Below are 17471 nucleotides of genomic sequence, written 5' to 3' on the forward strand. Positions count from 1 at the left end.
GCAAAAGGTGCGGGTTTTCTAAAACTCAAAAATGAACAGTGTTCAGAAAGAAGGATAATATGCAAGCTATATTTGAAAGTCTCTTTGATATTTTTTACCTAACAACTGTGACATTCCTTGGTATGAGGATGGTTAGAGAGGGAAAAGATAGGCAATATTTCTTATTTGGCCTAATGGCCCTTGTTTTAGGCCTAGGAGATGCTTTCCACCTAGTTCCCAGAGCCCTAGCCCTAAATACTACAGGCCTAGAAAACTGGACCTTTGCTCTTGGTCTTGGTAAGTTAATTACTTCTATCACGATGACCATATTTTACCTAATTTTATACTATATTTGGCGTTTGCGCTACAAGATTAAGGATAGGAAAAGCTTAACTATACTAATATGGATCTTAGCCTTATTAAGGATTAGCCTGGTCCTATGCCCAGAAAATATGTTTTTGAGTACAAATTCACCATTTGCTTGGGCTATATATAGAAATATCCCCTTTGCTATCTTAGGACTCCTTATAATAATCATTTTCTATAAGAAATCTAGAGAAGAAGGAGACCTAGCCTTTAAAAATCTCTGGTTAACCATAGTTCTAAGCTTTGGATTCTATTTGCCGGTGGTCTTATTTGAAAAAACTATGCCTCTTATCGGCATATTAATGATACCAAAAACCTGCACCTATATATGGACAATTCTTATTGGTTATTTTGCAATGAAAGGAGAAAATAATGACTAGAAAATATATCAAAACAGCCTTTACTTATGGAGTTTTTGGCTTATTTATAGGAGCCTTTTATAGGGAGTTTACAAAATTTATAGGCTTTACAGGCAGGACAAGCCTTGCCCTTGCCCATGGCCACAGCCTTGTGCTTGGCTTTATAATTTTTCTTATCTTGACCCTATTTGCTAAAAACTTTGATTCTTCAGATATTAAGAAAGAAAAAAGATTTTATATCACCTATAATATAGGCCTTAGCTTAAGTCTTTTAAGTCTAGTTGTCAGGGGCTTTTATCAAATTTATGACCTAAATCAAATGGCTCTTGATGCAAGTATTTCAGGTTTTGCTGGCCTTGGCCATATAATACTTACCCTTGCTTTTTATTTTCTTTATTCTTTTCTTAAAAGTTTAGTAAAAGAATAAGTTCATTTTCTTATAATAGAGTTAATTGATATTTTGTATGGCAAACTAAATGTTTCTTAAAATGAGTGATTAATAATTAAGTCAGGGTATAATGAATATAGTATTTGGCAGTTGTCTTATGGCGACTGCCTTTTTTAATTAGCAAAGAGAAAAGGAAAAATAAACAATTAATGGAATTTAAAGAATTAAAAATATCAGAAGAAACACTAAAAGCATTAGCAGACATGGGATTTGAAAGTCCATCACCAATACAAGAACAAACCATCCCTGTCCTCCTTGAAGGTAGAGATTTGATTGGCCAAGCTCAAACAGGTACAGGCAAAACTGCAGCATTTGCTATCCCTATTGTTGAAAAAGTAGAGACAAACGGAATAACACAAGCCCTTATCCTATGCCCAACTAGGGAATTATGTATGCAAGTAACAAAAGAAATTGAAAAATTAGCTAAATATAAGAAGGATATCAAAATCTTATCTGTCTATGGTGGGACCCAAATTGTAAGGCAAATAAAAGCCCTTAAGAAGGGTGTAGAAATCGTAGTCGGTACACCTGGTAGGCTAATGGACCTGATGAAAAGAAGGGTTCTTAAACTAGATAAGCTAGATATAGTGGTCCTAGATGAAGCAGACGAGATGTTTGATATGGGCTTTAGGGATGATATGAAATTTATACTTGATGCGACAAATGAAGAAAGACAAACTTGCTTTTTTTCAGCAACAATGGGCAAGGAAATAACAGAATTTTCTAAAATATATCAAAACGATCCAGTTTCTATAAAGATAAAAGCTGAAGAACTAACTGTTGATAGAATTGACCAATTTTATATCCCTATGAAGGAAGCTGATAAGGAAGAGACCCTAACCAGGCTACTTGAGATAAATAAGCCCCAACTTGCCATAGTATTTTGTAATACAAAAAGAAAAGTCGATAGACTTGTAGAAAATCTAAGCAAAAAATCTTATCTTGTAGATGGCCTCCATGGGGATCTAAAACAAGGCCAAAGAGACCAGGTGATGAAAAAGTTTAGGAACAATACTATCCATATCCTGGTTGCAACTGATGTAGCTGCCCGTGGCCTAGATGTATATAATGTAGATATAGTATTTAACTATGACCTACCCCAACTAGATGAATACTACGTTCACAGGATAGGAAGGACTGCCAGGGCTGGTAAAAGTGGGGTTAGCTACTCCTTTATAGCAGGTAAGGACAGGCAAAGACTAAAGGCTATAGAAAAATATACCAAGGCCCATATAGAGGAAATGGAAATCCCAAGCCTAGCTGAGATGGGTAAAAGTCAAGAAGAAAATATTATTGAGGAAATTAGCTCTAAGCTAGAAAATTATTCTAAGTCAGACAAGGAACAAGCTATCTTAATAGCTCTTATGGAAAAAGGTTACGATCCCTTCATCATTGCCCAGGTCCTTCTAAGCGAAAAGCTTGGAAAATCAACCAGAAATCATCACGAAAAAATTGATGGTATTGACAATAACAAGGCAAAAAAATCTAATAAGCAAACTAAGAGTAAGAAGGCCCATCCAAAATTTAATGATGAAAATATGGCAACCTTATTTATAAACAGGGGAAAACTTGATAATTTCAATGCAAATAAAATTGTTAAGGCCTTAAACCGACTTGGACATATTCCAAATGATCAAATTGGCCAAATTAGAATTCAAAAATCTTACAGCTTTGTAGATATAGATAAAGACTTAATAGATAAGGCTATTAAAGGATTAAATAACAAAAAAATATCAGGTAAAAAAGTAAAAGTTGAAGAAGCTAAAAAATAAAATAAGAAAAGCCCAAGTTTTTTTGAAGCTAATCTAATATATAGATTGGCTTAAGTCAAAATTTGGGCTTTTAAAATTCTTATTTATTTTTTTCTCTTTTAGCCTTATTTTCTTTGGCTTTTTCTAGGAAATTTTCCTTGGCATAGGCTATGATATCATCAGATTCATACATAGCTTTGTCATCTATGACCATGCAAGGAACCTGGACTTTTCCACCTACTTCGATTAACTTATCTTGGTTTTCATAACCGCAGTTTACATCTTCTGTATTATATGATGGAAACTTGATTATATCATTGTCCCTAAAATAATTTAAAACTTTTAAGCAATATGGGCAATCAGGTTTAAAATAAAGTTCAAAATCCCATTCTCTTACTATTTCTTTTCTCATAAAATCCTTTCTATATACATTAACGTCTTACTTAATATATATTTACCCAAAGCTTATAAGAAAAAACTTAATAAAATCACTTCTTGTGAACCCTTTTAAGCCTGGACTCTAAAATAATTCCAAGAATTACATAGGCCATAAATTCTATAATTACTAGGATGATCTTTCTATAGGTATACATTATAACAAATTTATTTAAGATTAGGCCAAGGATGATAAAAACTATAGCTAGGCTAAAGGCACCTTTGGCCATAAAATCATTGGCAAAATACCAATTCTGCTTATTTTTCATTGATAAATCGCTCCTATAACCATATTTTTTATCTATTTCTTTGTTCTTTATCATATTTGAAATATAACCTACAAATACCAAATAAGCTGGTACTAAAAATATAGGCAAGGATTCAAAATTCATATTATCTCCTATCTTATACTTTTCATCACAAAGTCTAAACCAAGAGCCCATCCCATGGAATAGGCCAAGATGCTAGCTGGCTTACACAATAAGATTATGGCTATATATTTTTTTACACTTATATCAGTTAGGCCAGTTAGGTAACACAAAAAATCATCAGGAGCTACAGGTAAAAATATAGCAAGGGCGAAAAATCTGTCATAGGTCTTCTCTTTTAGCTTATCCTTGTGTTTATTATATGTATCTTCTCCAAAAATCCTTATTACTATGGATCTACCAAAGGTTCTGGAAATAAAAAACACAAGTATTGAACCAGCACAAATTGAGATATAATTATAAACAAAGCCCCAAAAGGCCCCAAATATAACTACTCCTGCTACACAGGTAAGGCCTCCTGGTATTATCGGGATTACTATCTGTATTATCTGAATAATCATAAATACAGCTGGACCCCAGGCTCCCTTAGATAAAATCAGTTCTCTGAAGCTTTCTAGAGAGTTAAAGTAGCCCTTCTTATAAACTATAAAAGCAAGTATTAAGGCTATTATTAATAGGATTATTGATATTATATTGAATAAATTTTTTTTGATAAAAGATTTCATTTTCGCCTCTACTGTATGATGTATGTAGTGATATCATACATTAATGCTTTTTAACTGTCAAGTTCTTCTTATATAATAACACAATTATGACTTTAAAAAAAGTTATAATTTTTAAGAATTCCTTAATAATAAAATTTCAGCGTATCATCAAAAAAGAGAAAACCCGAAGATTTTCTCTTTTTAAATATTTTTTAAACTACTAGATTTAGAATTTTGCCTGGAACATAGATTACTTTTCTAAATTCCTTGCCTTCTATATAAGAATTTACATTATTTTCTTTAGATGCTAAGTCTAGAGCTTCTTCCTTACTTGCTGTTTTACTTATTGTTATCTTTCCTCTTACCTTGCCATTTACTTGGACTGGTAGGTCGATTGTATCAAAGCTTAGCTTAGATTCGTCATATTTTGGCCAGCTTGTTTGGTTAAGTTCTCCATCAAAGCCTGCCATTTGCCATAATTCCTCTGTAAGGTGAGGAGCTACTGGATTTAGTAGGGTTATATAGGTTTTAAAGTCAGCCTTGGTGATTTTACCAAGAGCTCTCATTTCATTTAATAGACTCATTAGGGCGGCTATGGCTGTATTGAACTTAAGATTTTCAAAATCATCACTTACTTTTTTGATAGTTTGGTTAATTGATACTTCAAGCTCTTTGCTATAGTCATCCCCATCTTCTACAAGGTCGATTAAGTTAAAGACTCTTTCTAAGTATTTTCTACATCCCTTAACTCCCTCATCTGACCACTTGGCTACTGATGAGAAATCTCCCATGAACATTTCGTAGGTTCTTAGGGTATCTGCACCAAAATCTCTTATTATATCATCAGGATTTACAACATTTCCTCTTGATTTACTCATTTTTTGGCCATCATATCCTAAGATCATTCCATGGCTTGTTCTCTTTTTGTATGGTTCTTTTGTTGGCACTACACCTATATCATAAAGGAATTTGTGCCAGAATCTTGAGTAAAGAAGGTGAAGGGTGGTATGTTCCATTCCTCCGTTGTACCAATCAACTGGTGTGTAATAATCAAGAGCTTCTTTGCTTGCTATTTCTTCGTGGTTGTGTGGATCTGCATATCTAAGATAATACCAGCTTGATCCTGCCCATTGAGGCATGGTATCTGTTTCACGTCTTGCTGGTTTTCCACAATGCGGACAGGTAGTATTTACAAAATCATCTATCTTAGCTAGTGGTGATTCACCTGTGGCTGTTGGTGTATAAGACTCTATCTCAGGGAGTCTTACTGGTAGGTCTTTTTCATCTACTGGCACCCAACCGCACTCATCACAATATACCATTGGAATTGGTTCACCCCAATATCTTTGTCTAGAAAATACCCAGTCACGAAGCTTAAAGTTTGTCTTAGCTTCTCCCAGTTTATTTTCTTCTACATATTCAATGGCTTTTTTCTTGGCTTCTGTTGCAGATAGGCCATTTAAGAAATCAGAATTTATAGCTGTTCCCTTTTCAATATCTGTTACAGGAAGCTCATCTTTTGAATCATAAACAGGAATTATTGGCATATCAAATTTCTTTGCAAATTCAAAGTCACGCTCATCGTGAGCAGGTACTGCCATTATTGCTCCTGTACCGTAGGACATTAGGACATAATCTGATACCCAAATTGGAATTTCCTTGTTATTTAGTGGATTAATTGCTGATAGGCCATCAATCATTACCCCAGTTTTATCCTTATTTAGCTCACTTCTTTCAAAGTCAGATTTTAAGCTTGCCTTATGTTTGTAAGCAAGGATATCATCGTAGTTTTTGATATCATCCTTAAATTTTTCTAAGATTGGATGTTCTGGTGAAACTACCATATAGGTTACACCAAAGATTGTGTCTGGTCTTGTAGTATAAACTGTAAGCTTTTCATCCCTATCTTTTAGGCTAAAATTAACATCTGCCCCGTGGCTTCTTCCTATCCAATTTATTTGGCTAGCTTTTATTCTTGATTCATAGTCAACTTCAGCTAGGTCATCTATGAGTCTGTCTGCGTAGGCAGTTATCTTTAGCATCCATTGATTTTTTAGCTTATGCTCTACCTCAGCTCCACATCTTTCACACTTTCCATCCACTACCTCTTCATTGGCAAGGCCAACTAGGCATGATGGGCACCAGTTTACAGATGTTTCTGACTTGTAAGCTAGGCCTTTTTTAAACATTTGGATAAAAATCCACTGGCTCCATTTATAATAATCAGGATCTGTTGTATTTATTTCCCTGTCCCAATCAAATGAGAAGCCAATTGATCTCATTTGGTCCCTAAAGTGGTTTATGTTCTTTTCTGTAATAATTGCTGGGTGGATTTTATTTTCTATAGCGTAATTTTCAGCTGGTAGGCCAAAAGCATCCCAACCCATTGGATACATTACATTTTCTCCATCTAGTCTTCTCTTACGAGCCACTACATCAAGGGCAGTATAAGGACGTGGATGGCCTACGTGTAGGCCTTGTCCAGATGGATATGGAAATTCTACTAAAGGATAAAATTTCTTCTTTGATGAATCTATTTCTGATTTAAATGTTTTTTCTTCTTCCCATTTTTTTTGCCACTTTTTTTCTATGGCATTTGGATTATATTCTACCATTGTTCCCCCTAGTTGTTGTTAGCAAACGCGTTTACATATCTTGGATAAGCTATCACGTCTCTGATATTTTTCATGCCTGTTACATACATCATTGCTCTTTCAAAACCTAGTCCAAAACCTGAGTGAACTACTGTACCAAATCTTCTTAGATCTAGGTAGTTTTGATATTCTTCTGGATTTAAGCCATTATCTTCCATAGATTTTACAAGCTCATCGTATCTTTCTTCTCTTTGAGAACCACCGATTAGCTCCCCTACTCCAGGAACAAGCATATCAAAGGCTGCTACTGTCTTACCATCATCATTTCTCTTCATATAGAAGGCCTTAATGTCTTTTGGATAATCAGTTACAAATACTGGACCATTTACAATTTTTTCTGATAGGTATCTTTCGTGTTCTGTTTGAAGATCCATGCCCCATTCAACTGGGAATTCGAATTTTTCTCCAGATTCTTTTAATAATTCTATAGCCTTTGTATAAGTGATTCTTGCAAATTCTGAATTTCTTAGTTTTTCTAGTCTTTCGATTAGGCCCTTATCAATCCATTTGTTGAAAAATTCCATCTCATCTTTTGCATTTTCAAGTAAATAGTCAATTGCGTATTTTATCATATCTTCAGCAGTATCCATGCATACATTATAATCAGCAAAGGCCATTTCAGGCTCAAGCATCCAGAATTCTGCAGCATGTCTAGGTGTATTTGATACCTCAGCCCTAAAGGTAGGTCCAAAGGTATAAACATTTCCGAAAGCTAGGGCATAGTCTTCAGCCTCAAGCTGGCCTGATACTGTCATGTAAGATTTTTTGCTGAAGAAGTCTTTGTTGTAATCGACTTTTCCATCTTCTCTTCTTGGTGGATCATTAGGGTCAATCGTTGTTACATTAAACATCTCACCCGCACCTTCAGCATCACTTGATGTGATAATTGGTGGGTTTACATATACAAAGTTTCTTTCTTGGAAAAATTTATGAAGTCCAAAGGCTAAAATTGATCTTGTTCTAAATACAGCTCTATATGTATTTGTTCTAGGTCTTAAGTGAGGGATTGTTCTCATAAATTCAAAGGTTTGTCTTTGCTTTTGAATTGGGAATTTCTCTGAAGATTCACCAAGAACAGTTACCTTAGCTGCTTGAATTTCATATGGATTGTTATCTTTTCCAGTTGAAACAAGCTTACCTTCTATCTTAAGACTTGCAGATAGGTGTTGTTTATCAAGTTCATCGTAATTTTCAATTTCTTTGCCCACTACTACTTGGAGGTTTTTAAAGGTTGATCCATCATTTAAATCGATAAAACCCACGTTTTTACTAAATCTAGAGTTTCTAATCCAACCTTCTATAACTACTTCACTATCAACTAAACTTTCCGCTTTCTCTAATAATTCTCTAATCTTCATTATTGCCTTCCTTAACTTTATTTAATCTTTCGATCATTTCTTTCTCATAGCCTTTTAAAATAGGCTCATAAAATTTTTCTTCAACAAAATCATCCGGCAGATAATCTTGTTTTACATAGCCACCAAAAGCATGTGGGTATAAATACTCATCCTTTATGAGATTCTTACTTCCAGCATAGTGACTATCTTTTAACTTATTTGGTACTGTACTATCTTTATTGTTTCTTACAAAATCTATTGCCTTGTCAATTGCAAGGTAGGTCGAATTACTCTTTAGGCTTGCTGCTAGATAAACCACAGTCTGGGCCAGGATAATCCTTGCTTCTGGCATGCCAATCTTATCAATCGCTTCAAAACAAGCGTTAGCTAGGACTAGGGCATTAGGATTTGCATTTGAAATATCTTCTGCTGCAAAAATTATCATCCTCCTTGCGATGAATTTGATATCTTCGCCAGATTCTAGCATCTTTGCCAGATAGTAAAGAGCTGCATCAATATCAGAGCCTCTCATAGACTTAATAAAGGCAGAAATCGTATCATAATGCCTGTCGCCATTTTTATCATAGACGGCAATTTTCTTGTTTATGGAATTTTCGATAGTAGCAGAGTCTATATCTATTCTACCATCTTTTTCATCTTCTGAAAATATGGCGATTTCTAAAGCATTTAATAGGGCCCTGCTATCGCCATTAGAATATCTTACAAGGGTGGAAATAGCATTATCGCTTAACCTAATGTCCTTATTTTTTAATATCTCATCTTCCTTTAGGGCAAGATCTATAAGTTTTTTAAGGTCATCATCGCTTAATTCTTTAAGCTCAAATACATACATCCTTGAAATAAGAGCCTTATTTACTTCAAAATATGGATTTTCTGTAGTTGCCCCAATCAGGGTTATAGTCGAATCTTCTACAAAAGGCAAAAGGTAATCTTGCTGGCTTTTGTTAAATCTATGGATCTCATCGACAAATAGTATGGTCCTTTTATTTTCATAAGACAAATTATCCTTTGCAATTTGAACCTTCTCCTTTAAATCACCTATGCCACTAGCTACAGCAGATACTTCTTCAAAGGCCATGTTTGTGGTGTTTGATATGATTTTTGCAAGAGTAGTCTTGCCTATTCCAGGTGGTCCATAAAATATACAAGAATAAATCCTATCAGCCTTGATCATCCTTCTGATAATCTTACCATGTCCTACCAAATGTTCTTGACCTATGTATTTATCAAGAGAATTTGGCCTTAACCTATCTGCAAGAGGTGCATTTTTTGAAAGTTCTCTTTGTCTATTTAATTCAAATAAATCCATTTGCCCTCCTTAATAGAAAAAGAGCTGTTGCAAAATTATGAATAACTATCATCCCATCATTAGAGGGTTCTCTTAGAAAATTTTTGGCCTAGCCTGCCGGCTCGTGGAGGCAAAATTTTCGTGGAGGTTCCTCTAATGATTCGGGATGATTTATTCATTCTGCAACAGCCCTTTATCATCTTTTAAATTTATAATCTCCTCATAAAATGAATCGACATCCTTAAATTCTCTATAAACAGATGCAAATCTCACATATGCTACTGGATCTAAGTCTTTTAATTCATCCATGACAAGCTGTCCTATATATGTTGAAGTTACTTCTTTTTTGCCAGTATGATTAACTTTGGTTTCAATATTTTTAGCTACTTCTTCTATTTGATCCATGCTGACAGGTCTTTTTTGGCAAGACTTGACAATGCCTGAGATTAGCTTTCTTGGGTCAAAAGCCTCTCTTGTGTTGTCTTTTTTGATAATCATGATTGTGGAATCTTCATACCTTTCGTAGGTCGAAAATCTCTTGTCACAATCTTCGCACAATCTTCTTCGTCTAATAGCCCTGTCATCATCAGTTGATCTAGAATCTAATACCCTTGTATTTTTAGAATCACAATAGGGACATCTCATATTATTTTAAGAAGTCAGGAAGCTCTAAATCATCAAATAAGTTTGATGATCTCCTTTGGCTATTTCTATTGACGTTGTTTGCGTTGTTTCTTTGAGGAGCTCTTAATTCGTCAGACGAATTTGATCTATCTGCTCTTCTAGGTCTGCCCGCATTATCAAATCCTGTAGCTATTACTGTAATCTTGATTTCTTCACCCATTGTTTCGTCAGAACCAACACCAAATATTATGTTTGCATCAGAATCTATGTGGTCTCTGATTAGCTCAGCTGCTTCATTTGCTTCCATTAAGCCTACTTCTGCAGCTGTAACGTTTAATAGTACTGCATTAGCTCCTTCTATGCTTGTTTCAAGAAGTGGTGAGTTAACAGCAGCTTTCGCAGCATCAACTGCTCTATTTTCTCCGCTTGCTCTACCAATACCCATGTGTGCCATTCCTTGATCTGCCATGATTGATTTAACATCAGCAAAATCTAGGTTAATTACGTTTGGTACTGCTATCAGTTCAGATATACCACTTACAGCGTCCATAAGTACTTGGTCTGCCATTTGGAAGGCTTCTACCATTGATGTTCTTTTTTCAACAATTTGGAGTAGTTTATCGTTTGGTATTGTTATTAGGGTATCTACATTTTCTTTTAATTTTTCAATACCTGATTCTGCTTGATTAGCTCTTTTTCTACCTTCAAATGAGAATGGTTTTGTAACTACACCTACTGTTAGGATTCCCATTTCTTTTGCTACTTGTGCTACAACTGGAGCTGCACCTGTACCTGTACCACCGCCCATTCCAGCTGTGATAAATACCATATCTGCGCCTTTTATAGCTTCTTCTATTTCACTTTTAGATTCTTCTGCTGCCTTTTCACCTACTTGTGGGTTAGCTCCTGCTCCAAGACCTCTTGTAAGCTTTTCACCTATTTGAAGTCTAATATCAGCGTTTGAACCTTGTAGAGCTTGAAGGTCAGTATTAAGTGCCATAAACTCTACACCAGATAGGCCGTTATCTCTCATCCTGCTGATGGCGTTATTTCCACCACCACCAACACCAATAACTTTTATCTTAGCTAAAGAATTGTTTTCCATATCATAATTAATGTTTGCCATAAATTCCCCCGTCGTTTTCTATTTTTAGATTTAGCTAAAAGATTAATCTACCACAACTTCTGGCTTATCGCCGTTGTTTAAGTTAATACTTTCTACTTTTTTGCCCTTGTTTTTTATATCGGCTAAAACTTTATTTAGTAATTTAATCTTGTAATCAACATTATTTAAATCACCAAACTTAACTTCAATATCTTCTACCATTATACCAATATCAAGCTTATTTTCCAAATTTAACTTACTTACCCTACCTATAATAGGAGATGCGCTTATAGCCTTAATAAAATTCATTGTAGTTTCAGAAGAGGTAAAATTTTCACCCAATTCTTTATTATAAGAATTTATATCTATTTCGATAAGCCTTTCGGTATTTATCTTATCCACATCAGCTGTTATAAGTCCATTATTTGATACGTAAACATCCTTATTTTTTATCTTATAAAGTGGGAAGTCTTCTCCAATTTCTACTGATAAAATCTTAGGAAAAACCTTCCTAACTCTTGCTGTCTTTACAAAGTTTAATTTTTTAAGTTCCTTTTCGCTTCTTTTATAATCATATAATAGTATATTTTTACCAACTGGTGACCTAAGCTTCTTTATTACCTCTGTATCATCAGTTATAACATTACCTTTTATGTATATATCCTGTATTTTCATAAAGGGATGCGTGTAAAGATTTACAAATATACCAAGTAAAAATGCCAATAAAATAAGGAAGAAGAAAATCTTACTTTTAGGCTTTTCAATTTCTTCCTTACCTGGTCTTCTAGCTATATATTTTTTACTAAAAATTTTTGATCCCTTTTTTATAATTCTATCATCGTTTTTATTAGTCATTAATCAATTAACTTAGTAATCTCGCTATAAATTTTGTCAGTTGCGGACATATCAGCAAGTTTATAAGCTTCTTCCCCCATTTTTTGCATAGTATCTTTATCTTTTATTATACTCAATATAGATTCATTTAATAGGTCAGCTTTTAAATCTTTTTCTAAAATCATAAGGCTTGCTCCATGGTCCATATAAGTTCTTGCATTATACTCTTGATGATTTTCTGTAGTGTATGCCTTAGGTATTAATATCGAAGCCTTGCCAACTGATGAAATTTCTGCAAGACTCATCGCTCCTGATGAAGCTATTATTAAATCTGCTAGGCCATAAAAAAGATCAATATTATCTATATATTCAAAAACTTTTAGGTATTTGCTTGGTGATGCTTTCTTTACAAAATCATCATAATACCTATTTCCAGTTTGATGGAGGAGGTAATATTTTCCATCAAGCTTTTTGCTTAGTTCTAAAACTGCTTGATTTAATGCATAAGATCCATTTGATCCCCCAAAAGAAAATACAATAGGCTTATCTTCATCTATTCCAAGACTTTTTAAATCCTCTTCAGTATAAGTAAGATTGAAATCATTTCTAACAGGATTGCCTGTTACTACAATATTTTTTTGATATTTAAAATGCTTTTTTGCTTCCTCGTAGGAAATTAATACCTTATCAACCCTTTGAGATAGGAATTTACTTGCCATACCTGGATAAGAATTTGATTCATGAACAATTGATGGAATATGAGCTCTTGCAGCCTGGTAAAGAATAGGTGCACATACATAGCCACCAGTTCCTACAACTAATTCTGGTTTGAAATCCTTTATAATTTTTTTAGCTTGGCCAAATCCTTTAATATTTGCTAAAAGTGATTTAAATAATCTTTTATTAATCTTTCTAGGTATGCCCATTGCTTCTATAGAATGAAATTTATATCCGTTTTTCTTGGCTATCCTTTCTTCTGGGCCGCCTTTTATTCCAACATAAAGTATTTCTACTCCTGGATTTTCTTCTTTTATCTTATCACCTATTGCTATGGCAGGATAGATGTGACCACCTGTCCCACCACCAGTTATTATTGCTCTTTTCATATTTATCCTAACTTTTTTACAAGGTCTTTAAAGTCATCTCCCCTTTGTTCATAGGACTTGTACATATCCCATGAAGCAGAGGCTGGAGATAGTAAAACTACATCACCGCTTTTGGCTTCTTTATAAGCTTCATCTAAGGCTTCTTTCATATTTTCTACCATTATATAAGAAACTCCTAGGTCCTTGCAGATATTTTCTAGCTTTTGCTTTGTCTGGCCCATTATTATCATAAGTTTGCCATTTTTCTTGAAAGCTTTGACATAATCAGTGTAGTCGATGTGCTTATCATAGCCGCCTGCAATTATAATAATAGGTCTATCAAAAGACTCAATAGCCTTTACAGAGCTATCGACATTTGTCCCCTTGGAGTCATTGTAATAATCTACTCCGTCAATTGTTTTTACAAACTCAAGTCTGTGAGCAATTGATTTGAAGGTATTAATTGACTTTATAATATCATCAAGCTTTATCCCATATAGATAAGTTAAAAGGATAGCTGCCATGGCATTTTCATAATTATGCCTACCTATTACAGATAGATCTCTAACATCTAAAATGCCTTCATCATCATGATTTTCATCTATGAGGTAGATTGTATTTTCTTTTAGATAAAGACCTCTTTCCACCCTTTGTCTGCTTGAAAATTCATAAACTTTTGCCTTAAAGCTTAACTTATTGTCTTGTAAAATCCTATCGTCTTTGTTTATCACTAAAACATCTGACTGATCTTGATTTGATGATATTTTTAGCTTTGAATTTATATAATCATCAAAACTACCATGCCAATCTATATGATCTTCATTGATATTTAGGATTGCGGCAAATTTTGGATGATATAACTTGCTATCATGAAGTTGAAATGATGATAGTTCTTCAACAAAGACTCCCTCATTATTATACATTTGCCACAAGATGCCTTCTCCTATATTTCCTACCGCATAGGCCTTATGATCTGACTGATTTAAAATATGGTTTACCATCGATGTGGTGGAAGTTTTACCATTTGTACCAGTGATTGCAATTTTTTCTTTTTCAGGAAATAACCTTTGTGATGCTTCTATATCTGAGATGATTTCGTTTCTCTTTTCTAAAAGCTCTACATATTCATCATTTGGCTTTATTCCAGGTGATTTAAGTACAAATTCAAACTTATAATCTTCTAAATTAGCGCAAGAAATAGGGCTATAGTTATAGCCCTTGAGTTCTTCTATTTTTTCTTTATTTTTATCGAAGGTGTAAACCTCATATCCTTTTTTATCCAAACATTTTACAGATGATATTCCTGTTACACCTAGTCCATATACTAATACCTTACTCATACTAATGCCACCAAACTTATTAATGATAATACGATAGATACAACAGCGAAGGCTGCTACTATCTTTGATTCTTTGTAACCTTTTAATTCAAAATGATGATGAATAGGAGTCATAAGAAAGACTCTTTTTTTATTCCTGTGTCTATATGATAAAACCTGAATTATTACTGATAGGGTTTCCATCATATAAACTCCACCAAATATTACTAAATAAATTGGAATTTTAAGATTTATTGCAAGGGCTACGATTGCTCCGCCTATTGCCATAGATCCAGTATCTCCCATAAATACACTTGCAGGATTAAAGTTGAATACCAAAAATCCTAGGAGACTTCCAAGCATAATTAGTGCAAAAGTTTCATTATTGGTTGTCTTTCCAATTATGCTTAGAGCAATAAATACTGGGATTGATACACTTACCAAGAGGCCATCAAGACCATCTGTTAGGTTTGTAGCATTTGTAGTACCTACTATTATAAATACCATAATAGGAATTCCTATTATTGATACTGGTAGGTAAAAATTAGTAAATGGTATGAGTAATCTTGTTATAGATTCCTTGTCATTTATGAAGGCTAAAATACTTACCAAGATTGCTAGCCCAAATTGGAGGACTAATTTTTCTTTTGGTTTAAGACCTTCAGATTGTTTTAATACTAGTTTTTTGAAATCATCGATAAAGCCTACTGCTCCAAAACCCACCATGGATACTAAAAGTATTAGAGTTTCCATGCTTTTATCTAAGAAAAATAGACTTAAGATGAAGGCAGAAATTATAAAGATTATTCCACCCATGGTTGGTGTGCCTGCCTTAGCTAGATGGCTTTTTGGACCAACTGCCCTAATATTTTGACCGATTTTTTTGCTTTTAAGAATTGGAATTATAAAAAATGACAAGCCCAAACTTAAAAATATTCCCAATAAAATTAATAAATACTTATTCATATTACTTCCTATCAGCAGCTAATTATTATCCTGATATACCATATCTAAATCTTCTATGGCATATCTTTGAATTCTATTTAAGTCAACGGCTTCATCAAGGCTAGTTTTAAGCCTATCTCTTTGAAGCTCATAACTTACTATATCTGCCTGTAGTCTATTATACTCAAATCTCTCATTTGACAAATTTATTCTTTTATTTATCAAAAAAGTAGTCATAGCCATTAGCATAGAAAAAACAAAGAGACTTATCCAGAATTTCATCATCCTATCTCTCTTTCTTAGCAAATCGATATTGTAAGACTTAGATCTTTTTGGTTTTTCTTTTACCTTCAGTCTAACTCTTCCTTTATTATTATTTTTTATTATCTTATATTCTATACGCTCAGCCATATCATATCCTTTGACATACTCTAAGTTTAGCAGGTTTACTCCTAGAATTAGCTTCTAACTCTTCCTTGCTTGCTGTGATTGGCTTTTTGGTTATCAATTTTACCTTAGCCCTATGATCACATACGCAAACTGGAATCTCTGGCGGACAGATACAATCTGTCGCCAAGTCTTTAAATTTATTTTTAACTATCCTGTCTTCTAAAGAATGGAAAGTAATTATAGCTAGTCTGCCATCTTTATTTATAAAATCTATAATATCATCAATGGTATTTTCTAATACGTCTAACTCTCTATTGACTGCAATCCTTAAGGCTTGAAATACCCTCTTTTCAGGATGAACTTCATTCTTGAAGTTCGCAGATTTCATAACAATATTTCGGAGTTTGAAAGTGGTATTAATTCTTTCATTTGCGCGATACTTTACTATATTTCTGGCTATGGATTTAGAGAATCTTTCCTCACCATAATCAAAAAATATCTTTGTAAGTTCATCCTGAGAGTATTCATTGACAATCTTTTCTGCTGTTAACTCATTTTGTCTATCCATTCTCATATCAAGTGGTCCATCTTTCATATAAGAAAAACCACGCTCTGGATTGTCGATTTGATACGAGCTGACGCCAATGTCCATCAGAGCACCATCGATTTTATTAAAACCCGCCTCAGTCAAGACTTCTTTAATATTTTCAAAGTTAGTATTAAAAAATACAGTATTTTTGTAGTCTTTTAAATTTTCTTTGGCAGCTTTAATGGCAGTTTCATCTTGGTCTATGCCTATAAGAAGTCCCTTTTCAGATAGTCTTTCAAGGATCATCTTAGAATGACCTCCCTTTCCTAGGGTTAGGTCAGCATAAATTCCGTCTGGTTTAATATTTAAATTTTCTATAGTTTCTTTTGCAAGAACTGGTATATGTTCAAATTTCATATCATTCATCCATAATGTCGGATAAATTCACCTCGACTTCGTTTATATATTCATCCCAAACTTTTCTATCCCATATTTCTATGGTATTGTTATTGCCAATTATTATGGCCTCATCTGAGATTTTAGCATAGTCCTTAAGATTCTTATTTATCAAGATCCTTCCTTGTTTATCAAGGTTCATCTTGACAGTGGAAGAGAAAAATAGCCTCTTAATAGCACGATTTTTCTTATTTTCATAGATTAACTGGTCAAGGTTTTGAGACCTTTTTTGAAATTCTTCTTCTGTATAAATTACTAAGGAGTTCTCAGGTCCCTTGGTAAGATAGAATTCTTCTCCAAGAGAAGGTCTAAATTCACTAGGCATCATTATTCTATTTTTTGAATCCATCTTATGGATATATTCACCTAGGAACATTTCTTACCACCTTTTACCACTATCTTCCACTTCACTATCATTTTATCCTATATCAGGGAAAAAAGCAAGAAAAAAGGGGCTGTTGCAAAAGTCCTAACATAGAAAAAGACGAGGAAATTAAACATCCTCGTCTTTTTCTGATACAATGTATTTATGAAACAAAATAGTAATACATCATCATTAACTAATCTTACACTA

Annotated in this window: 18 protein-coding genes; 3 read left to right on the plus strand and 15 right to left on the minus strand. The window is 33.8% G+C overall.

Annotated features, from left to right (window positions below; translation table 11 throughout):
* Positions 1-59 precede the first annotated feature (59 nt).
* The 3 genes from NH288_RS06630 (at position 60) to NH288_RS06640 (ending at position 2924) form a co-directional block, all read left to right on the plus strand.
* On the plus strand, positions 60-725 hold the full coding sequence (locus NH288_RS06630) for a hypothetical protein (protein ID WP_265214098.1): 666 nt from the start codon (positions 60-62) through the stop codon (positions 723-725).
* Positions 718-1131: a DUF2871 domain-containing protein gene (locus NH288_RS06635; RefSeq protein WP_265214100.1), complete on the plus strand. Its 414-nt coding sequence runs from the start codon at positions 718-720 to the stop codon at positions 1129-1131. The genes NH288_RS06630 and NH288_RS06635 overlap by 8 nt, the downstream gene beginning before the upstream one ends.
* 170 nt (positions 1132-1301) lie before the next feature.
* Positions 1302-2924, plus strand: coding sequence for a DEAD/DEAH box helicase (locus NH288_RS06640; RefSeq protein WP_265214102.1), 1623 nt, complete (start codon positions 1302-1304; stop codon positions 2922-2924).
* A gap of 79 nt (positions 2925-3003) precedes the next feature.
* On the opposite strand, the gene NH288_RS06645 is transcribed toward NH288_RS06640, so the two are convergent.
* The 15 genes from NH288_RS06645 to mraZ form a co-directional block, all read right to left on the minus strand.
* Complete coding sequence (locus NH288_RS06645; protein WP_265214104.1) at positions 3004-3315, minus strand: glutaredoxin family protein; 312 nt, start codon at positions 3313-3315, stop codon at positions 3004-3006.
* Positions 3316-3391: 76 nt separating this feature from the next.
* Complete coding sequence (locus NH288_RS06650) at positions 3392-3730, minus strand: SdpI family protein (protein ID WP_106460628.1); 339 nt, start codon at positions 3728-3730, stop codon at positions 3392-3394.
* Positions 3731-3738: 8 nt separating this feature from the next.
* Positions 3739-4332, minus strand: coding sequence for a TVP38/TMEM64 family protein (locus NH288_RS06655; protein ID WP_106460629.1), 594 nt, complete (start codon positions 4330-4332; stop codon positions 3739-3741).
* 191 nt (positions 4333-4523) lie between these two features.
* Positions 4524-6926: a leucine--tRNA ligase gene (gene leuS, locus NH288_RS06660; RefSeq protein ID WP_265214109.1), complete on the minus strand. Its 2403-nt coding sequence runs from the start codon at positions 6924-6926 to the stop codon at positions 4524-4526.
* An 8-nt stretch (positions 6927-6934) separates the two neighbouring features.
* A complete protein-coding gene (gene asnS, locus NH288_RS06665; RefSeq protein WP_265214111.1) occupies positions 6935-8323 on the minus strand; it encodes an asparagine--tRNA ligase in 1389 nt (462 codons plus the stop codon).
* Positions 8313-9632, minus strand: coding sequence for a replication-associated recombination protein A (locus NH288_RS06670; protein WP_265214113.1), 1320 nt, complete (start codon positions 9630-9632; stop codon positions 8313-8315). Before NH288_RS06670 ends, asnS begins: the two co-directional genes overlap by 11 nt.
* Positions 9633-9782: 150 nt before the next feature.
* On the minus strand, positions 9783-10256 hold the full coding sequence (gene nrdR / locus NH288_RS06675; RefSeq protein ID WP_265214114.1) for a transcriptional regulator NrdR: 474 nt from the start codon (positions 10254-10256) through the stop codon (positions 9783-9785).
* 1 nt (position 10257) lies between these two features.
* Positions 10258-11361, minus strand: coding sequence for a cell division protein FtsZ (gene ftsZ / locus NH288_RS06680; RefSeq protein ID WP_265214116.1), 1104 nt, complete (start codon positions 11359-11361; stop codon positions 10258-10260).
* A gap of 42 nt (positions 11362-11403) precedes the next feature.
* Entirely contained in the window at positions 11404-12195 is a 792-nt protein-coding gene (locus NH288_RS06685; protein ID WP_265214117.1) for a cell division protein FtsQ/DivIB, read from the minus strand.
* Entirely contained in the window at positions 12195-13280 is a 1086-nt protein-coding gene (gene murG / locus NH288_RS06690; protein WP_265214118.1) for an undecaprenyldiphospho-muramoylpentapeptide beta-N-acetylglucosaminyltransferase, read from the minus strand. The genes NH288_RS06685 and murG overlap by 1 nt, the downstream gene beginning before the upstream one ends.
* 2 nt (positions 13281-13282) lie before the next feature.
* On the minus strand, positions 13283-14599 hold the full coding sequence (gene murD / locus NH288_RS06695) for a UDP-N-acetylmuramoyl-L-alanine--D-glutamate ligase (protein ID WP_265214119.1): 1317 nt from the start codon (positions 14597-14599) through the stop codon (positions 13283-13285).
* Complete coding sequence (gene mraY / locus NH288_RS06700; RefSeq protein WP_106460638.1) at positions 14596-15543, minus strand: phospho-N-acetylmuramoyl-pentapeptide-transferase; 948 nt, start codon at positions 15541-15543, stop codon at positions 14596-14598. Before mraY ends, murD begins: the two co-directional genes overlap by 4 nt.
* Positions 15544-15561: 18 nt before the next feature.
* The gene (locus NH288_RS06705) at positions 15562-15933 is read right to left on the minus strand and encodes a hypothetical protein (RefSeq protein WP_265214120.1); all 372 of its coding nucleotides are present in this window, start codon (positions 15931-15933) and stop codon (positions 15562-15564) included.
* Between the two features lies 1 nt (position 15934).
* Positions 15935-16858 carry a 16S rRNA (cytosine(1402)-N(4))-methyltransferase RsmH gene (gene rsmH, locus NH288_RS06710; RefSeq protein ID WP_265214121.1) on the minus strand — a complete coding sequence of 308 codons (924 nt, stop codon included), beginning with the start codon at positions 16856-16858 and terminating at the stop codon, positions 15935-15937.
* A 1-nt stretch (position 16859) separates the two neighbouring features.
* Positions 16860-17273, minus strand: a complete 414-nt coding sequence (gene mraZ / locus NH288_RS06715; protein WP_106460640.1) for a division/cell wall cluster transcriptional repressor MraZ — start codon at positions 17271-17273, stop codon at positions 16860-16862.
* Between the last annotated feature and the right edge of the window lie 198 nt (positions 17274-17471).

Origin of the sequence: Anaerococcus sp. NML200537, assembly GCF_026131715.1 — a bacterium.
GTDB classification, from domain to species: domain Bacteria; phylum Bacillota; class Clostridia; order Tissierellales; family Peptoniphilaceae; genus Anaerococcus; species Anaerococcus kampingae.